Source organism: Marinobacter sp. LQ44 (assembly GCF_001447155.2).
GTDB lineage: Bacteria > Pseudomonadota > Gammaproteobacteria > Pseudomonadales > Oleiphilaceae > Marinobacter.
On sequence record NZ_CP014754.1, the window covers coordinates 3239123 to 3251137 of the forward strand.

Here is a 12015-nt window from a genome sequence, read left to right on the forward strand (position 1 = left end):
CTTAGTCTTCCGCGTCCTCAGCAGAATCGATTTTCAGTTCGTTAATCTTCCGGGTCAGCGTATTCCTGCCCCAGCCAAGCAGCACGGACGCATCCCGGCGGCGCCCGCCAGTGTGCTTCAGGGCCACCTCAATCATAATCTTCTCGAACTCCGGTACGGCGGTGTCCAGGATCGACTTCTTGCCGCGCTTCAGTTCCTGTTCTGCCCAGTTTTTCAGGCCTTCCTGCCAGGTCTGGCCAGTGGCGCTGTGCTCACTTTCCGCCTGGTGCAGGAGTTCCGGGGGCAGGTCATCTACATGAATCTCGCGCCCGCTGGCCATCACGGTCAGCCAGCGGCAGGTGTTTTCCAGCTGGCGGACGTTGCCGGGCCAGGGCAGGGTGGTCAGGTACTCTTCGGCATCCGGGCGCAACAGCTTCGGCTCCACCGCCAGTTCCTTGGCGGCCCGCTTCAGGAAGTGCTGCATCAGGCGGGGAATGTCTTCCCGTCGCTCCGCCAGCTTGGGCAGATGCACGCGGATAACGTTCAGGCGGTGGAATAAATCTTCCCGGAAGCTACCTGCCTGCACCAGTTTTTCCAGGTCTTGATGAGTGGCGGCGATGATACGCACATCCACTTTAATCGGGGTGGTGCCGCCTACCCGATAGAATTCACCATCGGCCAATACTCGCAGCAGACGGGTCTGGGTGTCGGCTGGCATATCACCGATCTCATCCAGAAACAGGGTGCCGCCGTTCGCCTGTTCGAACCGCCCCTGGCGGGCTGCGCCGGCGCCGGTGAAGGCGCCCTTCTCATGGCCGAACAGTTCAGATTCAATCAGATCCTTGGGGATAGCGGCCATGTTCAGGGCGATGAACGGGTTGCGGGCCCGGGGGCTGTGGTTGTGCAGGGCCTGGGCCACCAGCTCCTTACCGGTGCCGCTCTCACCGTTGATCAATACCGTGATGTTGGAATGGGACAGGCGGCCGATGGCCCTGAACACTTCCTGCATGGCCGGAGCTTCACCGATGATTTCGGTATTGCGCTGGGCGCTGTCGGCCTGGGGTTCGCTGGCGGCCCGTTTTTCATGACTGTGGGCCACAGCGCGTTTCACCAGGGCCACGGCATCGTCCACATCAAAGGGCTTGGGCAGGTATTCGAAGGCACCGGTCTGATAACTGGTAACCGCACTTTCCAGGTCCGAATGGGCGGTCATGATGATCACCGGCACATCCGGATGCTTGTCGACAATCTGTGAAAGCAGGGTGATGCCGTCTACTCCGGGCATGCGGATATCGCTGACGATGGCATCGGGCTGTTCGTGTTCCAGTCGCATCATGATGCTTTCGCCGCTGTCGAAAACCCGCGGCTGCATACCGGCCTGGTTGAGGGCGCGTTCCAGCACCCAGCGAATGCTCTTGTCGTCGTCGATAATCCAGACGTTTGCCGGTTGGCTCATTGGTTGTCCTCCAGAGGCAGGAAGATAATGAAATCGGTTCTTCCGGGCTCGCTCTCACACTCCACCAGCCCTCGGTGCTGGCCGATGATGCTTTGGGTAATGGATAGGCCAAGGCCGGTTCCTGAGGCCCGGCCACTGATCATGGGGTAAAAGATGTTCTGCAGAAGATCCGCTGGAATACCCGGGCCGTTATCGATGATGTCGGCCCGGCACACCAGCCGGTGACGACGATGGCCTATGGTGAACTGGCGCAGCGCACGGGTACGGAAAGTGATGGTCGGCGGTACATCGGAAGGACTTGCACCTTCGTTCTCGAAGGCCGCCTCCATGGCGTTACGCGCGATGTTCAGGAATGCCTGGATCAGTTGTTCTTTGTCTCCGGGGAACTCGGGAATGCTGGGGTCGTAATCCCGTTTCAGCCGGACCCGGCCCCTGCTTTCGGCTTCCACCAGGGTACGTACCCGCTCCAGAACCTCGTGGATGTTGGTGGGCGCGATTTTCAGTGCCTTGTTGGGGCCGAGCATACGATCGACCAGGCTGCGCAGGCGGTCTGCTTCGTCAATGATTACCCGGGTGTATTCGCGCTGGTCTTCATCGTTCAGCTCCCGGTCAAGCAGTTGAGCCGCGCCACGAATGCCGCCCAATGGGTTCTTGATTTCGTGGGCCATGCCGCGAACCAGGATCCGGGTGGTCTCCTGTTGGGAGATAATGTCTTCTTCGCGGCTGATGCGCATCAGCCGGTCCCGGGGCTGGATCTCGATCAACAGCTCCATGGGTTCAAGGCTGATGGGTGTCACCGAATAGTCCACCGTCAGCCTTGAGCCGCTCAGTAAAGCGAATTCTGCTTCTCGCCGGGTGTAGGATTGGCCATTGCCTGCTGCCGCATACAGGGTTTTCAGAGCGTCCGCAGAATCGAGCAGAACGTCTTTCAGGGGCAGGCCCTGGCTACGGGTCATGCTGGTTTCAAAAAGACTTTCGGCGGCGGGGTTCAGGTAACGGATGGTCAGGTCGTTTCCCAGCACCAGAACGGCCGTGGTCAGGCTGTCCAGAATGCTCTTATAACCGCTTCCCAGCGAGATGGATGGTTGGAACGACATGCTTGGTTTCCGTTTTAAACTCATAGTAGTTACCCCGGTTTTGCAAAAAACGAACCAGTTTTGCCTGCTGAGATAAGATGATGGTCTAAGTACGGGCACAGCAGGGCCCGGAGGGCATCCGGGTGCTGTAGGTTGGTGCAGATGGGGAGCTTGTCGCTACAGGCAGCCGGGGTTTTGCCCCTTCGCTGCCCAAAGTATGGCTTTATCGTGGTGCGGTTGCACTAAAGTGGTGCGCAAATATCAGTTCAGGCGCGAAGGTCGGTGAATGGTAAAGGTGATTGGCTGGCCGCTTTTCACCTGTATGCCTTCGCGATCCACGATGTGAACGCCCGCCTGATGGGTGCCCCGGTCAATATTGCGGACGGTGATGGAGCCTGAAGTGCTTTGGCCAACTGGCTGGCCGTCCAGGGTAACCTCATAGCGATGACCGCGCCGCAGGCTCGGGGTGCTGCGCACTTCAAAGGTGACGTCGCCGTTGCCACTGTGGAAGGCCTGATCGTTCTCAGGGGAGATCAGGGAAAGGCTCTCATAGGCTGCACCTTCGCGCTCCACTTCCTCAAGCAACTGTTCGGTTTCTCTCACCGCGTCAGGCTTTGGCAGTGTGATGGTGGTTACCGGTTTAACCTCGATTTCTTCCCCGCCCTGCATGGGCTCGTCCGAGAAGGTTACATTGCCCTGGGCATCCACATGGCGGTAAACCTCTGCGTGGGCGGATGCGGTGGCCAGCAGTAACAAGCCGGTTGCGAGCGTGAGCGGTGCTTTCATGACAATAACCTGCGGTAGTGAACTGTCTCGATTATCGGCGGCGGGTGCAGGCATTTCAACGCCGGAGGGCGATCCCTTGGTTACATATCGTTAAGGGCGCGGGGTGTTTGGCGGGATTTGAGAAAAACGGCACAAAAAAAGCCCCGCACGGGGCGGGGCTTTCAGGCTTAAATGCTCTGCACCTTATTGGTGCAGTGCATTAGCAGGAGTAGTAAAGCTGGAACTCAACCGGGTGAGTGGTCATGTTCAGCTTCTCAACTTCACCGCGTTTCAGGTCAATGTAGCCTGCGATCATGTCTTCGGTGAACACGCCGCCACGGGTCAGGAACTCGTGGTCTGCTTCCAGGCAGTCCAGCGCTTCAGACAGTGTTTCGGCAACCTTCGGAATGTTCAGAGCCTCTTCCTTCGGCAGGTCATACAGATCCTTGTCCATGGCATCGCCAGGGTGGATCTTGTTCTGGATGCCGTCCAGGCCGGCCATCATCAGCGCAGCGAAGGCCAGGTACGGGTTGGCTGCCGGGTCCGGGAAGCGCACTTCGATACGACGTGCTTTCGGGCTGTTTACGTACGGAATACGGATGGACGCGGAACGGTTACGCGCAGAGTAGGCCAGCATAACCGGAGCTTCGAAGCCCGGAACCAGACGCTTGTAGCTGTTGGTGGCCGGGTTGGTGAAGGCGTTGATGGCCTTGGCATGCTTGATCACACCACCAATGTAGTACAGGGCGGCTTCGCTCAGACCCGCATAGCTGTCGCCGGCGAACAGGTTCTTGCCGTCTTTGCTCAGGGACATGTGTACGTGCATACCGGAACCGTTGTCACCAACCACCGGCTTGGGCATGAAGGTGGCGGTTTTGCCGTAGGCGTGGGCCACGTTGTGTACGCAGTACTTCAGGATCTGAACTTCGTCAGCCTTGCGGGTCAGGGTGTTGGCGCCTACGCCGATTTCACACTGGCCAGCGGTACCCACTTCGTGGTGGTGTACTTCAATTTCCAGTCCCATGGACTCCATGGCGGCACACATGGCACCACGCAGGTCGTGCAGGCTGTCGACCGGCGGAACCGGGAAGTAGCCGCCTTTCACGCCTGGGCGGTGGCCGATGTTGTTGCGATCGAAGTCTTCGCCGGAAACCCAGGCCGCTTCTTCGGAGTGGATGTGGTAAGACGCACCTTGCATGTCCACATTCCATTTAACGGAGTCGAACACGAAGAACTCGGGCTCCGGGCCAAACAGCGCGCCATCGGCGATGCCGGTGGACTTCAGGTATTCTTCGGCACGACGGGCAACAGAGCGGGGATCGCGCTCATAACCCTGCATGGTAGACGGCTCTACAATGTTGCAGGTGATGTTGACAGTGGTTTCTTCGGTGAACGGATCCAGTACGGCGGTCTCGTCGTCCGGCATCAGGATCATGTCGGATTCGTTGATACCTTTCCAGCCAGCAATAGAGGAGCCGTCAAACATTTTGCCGTCAGCAAAGAAATCTTCATCGGCTTCGGTGGCGGGCAGGGTGACGTGCTGCTCTTTTCCGCGGCTGTCGGTGAAGCGCAGGTCAATCCATTTCACTTCGTGTTCTTTGATCAAATCAATCGTCTTGGACATTGTGCATGCTCCGTAGTGATGTCGTGTTCGTTATGCCGGATCGTTCAGCGGGCTGAAGCCCGATCTTTTTCAGGTCAGGGCAGCTTAACAGAAGCTGTTGGCTCTTACCTTTCAATTACGGCTGCACAAGTATAAGCAAGGGGCTTGCCAGTTTTTCGGTTTTGCGCCAGAACAGCGCAGCGGCAAGGCTTTGGGGCGATTCTGGCGCACCGGAGTGCAGCTTACAGGCATTGGTTGCACTGAATGTGTGCACTTTATTGGTGCATTGATTCTTATCCTGCCTGATAACGGTGCATTAGCCGATTGGTTACATATTAGGCACTATTCTTCATATTATCGACATGGACTTTTCTATATACTGCTCGCCGCTAAATTCTGCAGGATACCCGTTGTGATTGATAAGCTTAGAAACGTTGCCATTATTGCCCACGTTGACCACGGTAAAACCACCCTGGTTGACCAATTGTTGCGCCAGTCTGGAACTTTGGACCGTAAAGAGCTCGAAAACGAGCGCGTTATGGACTCCAACGACCAGGAAAAAGAGCGTGGCATCACCATTCTGGCGAAGAATACCGCGCTGAAATGGAAAGACTACGACATCAACATCGTGGACACCCCGGGGCACGCGGATTTTGGTGGCGAAGTTGAGCGAGTCATGAGCATGGTAGACAGTGTGCTGTTGGTGGTGGATTCCATTGATGGCCCGATGCCGCAGACCCGTTTTGTAACCCAGAAGGCGTTTGCCGCTGGCCTGCGCCCGATCGTGGTGGTTAACAAGATTGACCGCCCCGGCGCGCGCCCGGACTGGGTGGTGGATCAGGTATTTGACCTGTTCGATAACCTTGGTGCCACCGACGAGCAGTTGGACTTCCCGATTGTTTACGCCAGTGCCCTGAACGGCATTGCCGGCATGGAGCATGAAAACCTGGACGACAACATGGATGCCGTATTCCAGGCGATTGTCGACCATGTGCCCGCGCCTTCCGTAGATCTGGACGGCCCGTTCCAGATGCAGATTTCCCAGTTGGACTACAACAGCTTCCTGGGCGTGATCGGTATCGGCCGCATTATGCGTGGCAAGGTCAGAACCAACACTCCGGTGGTGGCTGTTGGTGCCGATGGCAAGAAGCGTAATGGTCGTATCCTGAAAATCATGGGCCACTCCGGTCTGCAGCGTGTGGAAGTTGAAGAAGCGCAGGCTGGCGACATTGTGTGCGTGAGTGGTCTGGATCAGCTGTACATCTCTGATACCTTATGCGATCCCGCCAATGTTGAGGCACTGCCGGCGCTGACCGTTGACGAACCCACGGTATCCATGACCTTCCAGGTCAACGATTCACCGTTTGCTGGCAAAGAAGGCAAGTACGTGACCAGCCGTAACATCAAGGAACGTCTGGAAAAAGAACTGCTGCACAACGTGGCGCTGCGGGTAGAAGAAGGGGACTCTGCCGACAAGTTCAAGGTCTCCGGCCGGGGTGAGCTGCACCTGTCCGTATTGATCGAGAACATGCGCCGTGAGAACTTCGAGTTGGCCGTGGGCCGCCCGGAGGTTGTGATCAAGGAGATCGATGGCGTCAAGCAAGAGCCTTACGAGAACGTGATCATTGACATTGAAGAGCAGCACCAGGGTTCCATTATGGAACAGATGGGACTGCGCAAGGGCGACATGACCAACATGATCCCGGATGGCAAGGGTCGTATCCGCCTGGAATACACCATTCCCGCCCGTGGCCTGATTGGTTTCCGGAATACCTTCCTGACCATGACATCAGGCACCGGCATTCTGACGTCTACCTTCAGCCATTATGGCCCGGTGAAGATGGGTGATGTAACCAGCCGCCAGAACGGTGTCATCGTTTCCATGGCGACCGGCACAGCGCTGACCTACTCGCTGGAAACCCTGCAGAGCCGTGGCAAACTGTTCCTCGACCCGGGCCAGGAGATCTATGAAGGCCAGCTGTGTGGTATTCACAGTCGCGACAACGACCTGGTGGTTAACCCTACCAAGGGCAAGAAGCTGGACAACATGCGTGCTTCCGGTAAAGACGAAGTGATCGGCCTGGTGCCGCCCATCAAGTTCACCCTGGAGCAGGCGCTGGAGTTCATTGATGACGACGAACTGGTAGAGGTAACGCCCAAGTCGATCCGTCTGCGCAAGAAACTGCTGACCGAGAACGAGCGTAAGCGCGCCGGTAAGAAGTAAGATTAGTATTGAATGGCCAGGGACGGCCATTGCTTTCTCCCCTTAAATCTCAGCTAGACTACCGTTATCCCTAAACGGAGTTCGTCATGCTGAGCCTGTATCCTGAAATCCAGCCCTACGCTCGTCACCACCTCGCGGTGGAAGAGCCTCATGAGCTTTACCTGGAGGAGTCCGGCAATCCGGAGGGTATTCCTGTGTTAGTGGTCCATGGGGGCCCGGGTGGTGGCTGTGAGGATAATCACCGGCGATATTTTGATGCTGAACGCTTCCGGATCATTCTGATGGACCAGCGCGGGGCAGGGCGATCCACGCCGCTTGCGGAACTGGAAGGCAATAGCACAGACAAGCTGGTGGACGACATGGAAACCGTTCGCCAGTTTCTGGGCATTGATCGCTGGCTGCTGTTTGGCGGCAGCTGGGGCTCCACCCTCAGCCTGGTGTATGCTCAGGCCTACCCGGAGCGGGTCACCGGGCTGGTACTCCGTGGCATTTTTCTGTGCCGGCCCAAGGATATCCATTGGTTCTATCAGGAAGGCGCCAGCCGAGTGTTTCCGGACTACTGGCAGGATTTCGTGTCACCCATCCCGGAAGTGGAGCGTGATGATCTGGTGCCGGCCTATTACCGCAGGCTTACCAGCCCCAACGAGCTTGAGCAGATTCAGGCGGCCAAGGCCTGGTCAGTCTGGGAAGGGCGTTGCGCCACCTTGCATCCCAATCCTCGGGTTGTTGAACGCTTCGCGCACCCACATGTTGCGATTGCTCTGGCAAGGATTGAATGCCATTACTTTGTGAACCAGGCGTTTTTAACGCCGGACCAGATCGTGCGAAATGCCGCGCGGCTTTCCGGAATACCCGGTGTGATCGTCCATGGCCGCTACGATATGGTGTGTCCGCTGGATAACGCCCTGGCGCTCAGTCTGGCCTGGCCAGAAGCAGACCTGCGTATTATCCGCGATGCGGGGCATTCCGCGTCTGAACCTGCCATTGTCGATGCACTGATTCGGGCCGTTGAGGATGTGGTGTCACAAACTGACTCGCCCGCCGGGTGACTGGATTATCTTTTCTTGATCTGAGGGGTTGCGGCCGGTGTTGCGCGCCGATACACTCTCGACGTTTCTGATTTTTAACCCTCGAAGTTGTTGCTCAAGGGATTGAATGAAAGGGCTTATCCAGCGAGTATCGGAAGCTAGTGTGACGGTTGATGGCCGCGAAATTGCCAGCATTGGCAAAGGGCTTCTGTTGCTGCTGGGCGTTGAAAGGGACGACTCACCCAGTGAGGCAAAGGAACTGTGCCGAAAAATTCTCTCATACCGGGTTTTTCCCGACGAGCAGGGCCGTATGAACGTTAATGTTCAAGACGCCGGCGGCTCCATCCTTGTTGTTCCCCAGTTTACGCTTGCTGCCGATACCAGTTCAGGTACCCGGCCGGGTTTTTCCCTGGCCGCTGCACCAGAACTGGCGAATTCGTTGTATCACGACTTCCTGAACATTACCCGTAATCAAATGGGGCGCGAGCGTGTAGAAGGTGGAGAGTTCGGTGCAGATATGAAAGTGGCTCTGCTCAATGACGGGCCGGTCACTTTCTTGTTGGAGGTCTCGCGCAAACATTAATGCCCCGAAATGTTGCGCGCCCCATCTATGTGCGCGTTTCTGGTGCTGCGTTGTCGGGCGTATGATCTAAGGAGATGTTGTAATGCAGTGTGGTTCAAGTTAACGGTATGTTTTAAATGATAAAAAGCTATTTTGGCCTCGAATTTGGACAGTTTGCATGTTGGGAGTTGGATAGCTTTCAAGCATAAAGGGTTGCCTTGTAGGCACCAAAAAGGCTAAAAACCGGTTGTTAAAAATTTGCAAAAATACATCCTTTGTATTAAAAAAAGGACCATCACTAAGAGCTTTAAGAAAAGCTGTTAAGTGGTTGAGATGTAAGGCTCAGCTTGACGGCTTGAGTCATATAAAAAGAAAAAATGTCGTGTCCCGCAGGATATAAATGGGAGGCGATCAGGAGTCCGGCAAGCGCAGCTCCGGCTGTTTTTGCCAGCAAAAATCGGGATTTAGAACCCGTCGAAAACCTGAGTTAACTCAAAAAGGAAGACGCAACATGAAAAAAACTATCCTTGCTTCTGCTATCGCAGCTGCAACCTTCTCTGGCGCTGCTCTGGCACAGGAAAGCAACCTGCCGACCGTATACGGTAACATTCAGTATGTTCTGAACCACGACAATGTTGACGGTGGCGGTTCTTCTGTTGAGCATCGCGACAACGGTTCGACGCTCGGTGTGATGCATGACCATGAAATCGCTCCTGGTCTGACTGGTTTCTTCAAGGTCGAAATCGACCGTCTTGGCGCTGACGACATCAATAGTGCGAACGATCCAGAAGGTCGTTTCCGTATTGATGAAGCGTACATCGGTGTTAAGGGTGAGAACTTCGGCCAGCTCTGGGTTGGTACCGACGACACAATTTACGAGCTAGCCGTAACAGAGATTTCAGAATTTTACGAAGTCGCACTGCTGAACCAGGCGGTGAGTTATGACACAGGCGAGGGTGACATGGTTCAATACCTGTCTCCTAATTTCGGTGGATTGACTATCGGCGCCGCTGTCCAGGTCAACGGTGACGATGAGTTTGGCAAGAAGTCTTACCCATGGCAGCTGGCTGCTATGTACGAGGTTGATGCCCTTGAGCTGGCGTTCGCTGTTGACTCAAACGACGGTGGCCGCGCTTATAATCGCATAAGCACCGTTCCCAGCGAAAACAATGAGAACACCTACGGTGTGCGCGCCAGCTACAACCTAGACAACCTGCGTCTGACCGGCGAATTCCACACCCGTAAAGATGTGTCCGACACCTTTGGTGTGATGGGTATTTATACTCTAGGCAAGAACCAGTTTGCTTTGTCTTATGAGCTGACTCAGTACGACGACAATTTCAGCGACGCGCAGTTTGCTGACAAAGACATCGACACTGTGACACTACAAGCGCTGCACAACCTGTCTGACCACATGTATGTCTACTTCGAGGGCTACCTCGGTGGCGGCGATGACGGCGTATACGGCGTTGCTAACAAGAGTGAGCGTTCACTCGCTTCCGTTGGTGCTGTTTACTACTTCTGATCAGCAAACCTGCTAATCAAGTAGTCTCGAAAACCGGTGGCTCAGGTCACCGGTTTTTTTGTATATTTAGGGGCCTGTTATTGGGAGTCTGCCATGGAAGTCGAACTTGAAATCAAACTGACTCTATCGGAACGGGCGCAGGCAAAAGCCCTCCAGTGGTTGCTTGCGCAGCCTGAGGCCAGTCGCGGTGGTCAGAAGGATTTGATGAATCGCTACTACGATACGCCGGACGCAGCGCTTAACAGGGCCAGGGCGGCACTTCGGGTGAGACAATCTGGAGATCGCTACATCCAGACTCTGAAAACTCAGGGCGAGTTTGTTGATGGTGCCCATCGCCGTCAGGAATGGGAATGGCCGCTGCCGGGGCCTGAGCTTGACCTGTCATTGCTTGAAGACACGCCATTAAAGCAAAAGCTGGATCTGCAGAAACTCCAAGTGGCCTTCGAAACCAACTTCTCCAGGCAGGTGGTGATGCTTGAAACTGCGGACGCACTTGTTGAAGTTGCCGTCGATTTTGGCGAGGTCGTCGGGGGTGGGAGGTCTCGTCCCTTGTGCGAGGTGGAGTTTGAGCTGAAGTCCGGAAACTCGTCACTGCTGTTGAGCTGGGCCAAGGCACTTGCTGTTGAGGTGCCGGTTTTACTGAACCTGATCAGTAAGGCGGAGCAGGGCTACTATCTTGCGGGTATTACCGGCAGAGAAACACGGGTGGCAGAAGATGGAGAGTGTGCGCGCGGGTTCCTGCGGGCGTTGAGTGACTCCTGGCTCACAGGGGCTGTGCTGGCATTGCCGGAAGACTGTTTCAGACAATTAACTCAGAAATCCACGGAGTCAGGATGTCATGCTACATGGCGCGAGGTAGAGGGCTTTCTGAAATCGGGATGCAACACCCGAGATCTGCTTGATCATGTGCCGCGCCTGGGTTTCCTCCAGTTGGCCTTGGCGGAAGGCTGACGGTGCACAGAAAAAAGGGGCCGGATAACCGACCCCTCTCTGCACTACTGCCTGTGTTATCCGGGCAGATAACGTGTCAGAACGATTTGGTCCAGCCTACCCAAACCTGCGGTTTGTCAGCGCGTGGGCTGCCGAAGGGAGAGTCGCTTTTGCTGATGTCCGCGTAATCGACGTTAAGGCTGAACTCGCCCAATTCGCTCGCATCCTTTGCAAGGCTGGCTGAGTAGTGTACGTAACTGGCATCTTCAAAGCCGGCCTTACCATCAACATCGAAATCATAGTAGCCAACGGTGAAAGACGCTGCGAAATCGTTCGCCAGTGGGAGCGAGGCAGAGCCGTAGTAGTAGATGTCGCCCTCATCGAAAACGTCTTCCTGGTTTTCGCTATGAGCAGTGTATGCTACACCGACGGCGAAGTTACCCAGCCCGATCTCGCCATAAATTTCACCGAAATCGATGTTTTCCGGGGCATCGGTGTAGGCGTAGTAGATGTAGCCGACATCATACGCGATGCCCTCCACGTCGCCCGCGAAGCCAAAGTAGAGATCCAGTTCGTGCGTGGCCTCGTCTCCAAAGTCTATCGTGGAAACCCATGTTCCGGCGTAAAGCCCGCTTGCGTCCTCGTAGTCAACGCCGCCCTGAATAGCGGAGGCACCTTCCGTCTGGGTGAGGCCCCGGAACATGTAGTTGCTCACGGCACCAATATTTGCAGACAATTCTGCGTGGGCGATACTTGGCACGGCCAGCGTCCCGAGCAGGGAAGCAGTGAGTACCGAAGCAGTCAGGTTGTATGCGTTGCGTTTCATCGGATACCTCTTGGATCGATTGTTTAACTCACGGTTGACTA

The 12015-nt window shown here is 55.8% G+C and carries 10 protein-coding genes; 5 read left to right on the forward strand and 5 right to left on the reverse strand.

Annotated elements, in window-relative coordinates:
* Position 1: 1 nt before the first annotated feature.
* The 4 genes from ntrC to glnA form a co-directional block, all read right to left on the reverse strand.
* Complete coding sequence (ntrC, locus tag ASQ50_RS14905) at positions 2 to 1435, reverse strand: nitrogen regulation protein NR(I) (protein ID WP_058090030.1); 1434 nt, start codon at positions 1433 to 1435, stop codon at positions 2 to 4.
* Positions 1432 to 2532 carry a nitrogen regulation protein NR(II) gene (glnL, locus tag ASQ50_RS14910; RefSeq protein WP_106693312.1) on the reverse strand — a complete coding sequence of 367 codons (1101 nt, stop codon included), beginning with the start codon at positions 2530 to 2532 and terminating at the stop codon, positions 1432 to 1434. The genes ntrC and glnL overlap by 4 nt, the downstream gene beginning before the upstream one ends.
* A gap of 240 nt (positions 2533 to 2772) precedes the next feature.
* Complete coding sequence (locus ASQ50_RS14915; protein ID WP_058090031.1) at positions 2773 to 3297, reverse strand: DUF4124 domain-containing protein; 525 nt, start codon at positions 3295 to 3297, stop codon at positions 2773 to 2775.
* A 199-nt stretch (positions 3298 to 3496) separates the two neighbouring features.
* Entirely contained in the window at positions 3497 to 4900 is a 1404-nt protein-coding gene (glnA, locus tag ASQ50_RS14920; protein ID WP_058090032.1) for a glutamate--ammonia ligase, read from the reverse strand.
* A gap of 391 nt (positions 4901 to 5291) precedes the next feature.
* Here glnA and typA point away from each other — a divergent pair, with 391 nt between their 5' ends.
* From typA to ASQ50_RS14945, 5 genes are all read left to right on the forward strand, one after another.
* A complete protein-coding gene (gene typA, locus ASQ50_RS14925; RefSeq protein ID WP_058090033.1) occupies positions 5292 to 7103 on the forward strand; it encodes a translational GTPase TypA in 1812 nt (603 codons plus the stop codon).
* Positions 7104 to 7189: 86 nt separating this feature from the next.
* Complete coding sequence (gene pip, locus ASQ50_RS14930; protein ID WP_058090034.1) at positions 7190 to 8152, forward strand: prolyl aminopeptidase; 963 nt, start codon at positions 7190 to 7192, stop codon at positions 8150 to 8152.
* A gap of 106 nt (positions 8153 to 8258) precedes the next feature.
* Positions 8259 to 8714: a D-aminoacyl-tRNA deacylase gene (gene dtd, locus ASQ50_RS14935; RefSeq protein ID WP_058090035.1), complete on the forward strand. Its 456-nt coding sequence runs from the start codon at positions 8259 to 8261 to the stop codon at positions 8712 to 8714.
* Between the two features lie 490 nt (positions 8715 to 9204).
* Positions 9205 to 10218, forward strand: a complete 1014-nt coding sequence (locus tag ASQ50_RS14940; protein WP_058090036.1) for a porin — start codon at positions 9205 to 9207, stop codon at positions 10216 to 10218.
* Between the two features lie 93 nt (positions 10219 to 10311).
* Positions 10312 to 11169: a CYTH domain-containing protein gene (locus tag ASQ50_RS14945; RefSeq protein WP_058090037.1), complete on the forward strand. Its 858-nt coding sequence runs from the start codon at positions 10312 to 10314 to the stop codon at positions 11167 to 11169.
* A 76-nt stretch (positions 11170 to 11245) separates the two neighbouring features.
* On the opposite strand, the gene ASQ50_RS14950 is transcribed toward ASQ50_RS14945, so the two are convergent.
* A complete protein-coding gene (locus tag ASQ50_RS14950) occupies positions 11246 to 11974 on the reverse strand; it encodes a TorF family putative porin (protein ID WP_058090038.1) in 729 nt (242 codons plus the stop codon).
* Positions 11975 to 12015 lie beyond the last annotated feature (41 nt).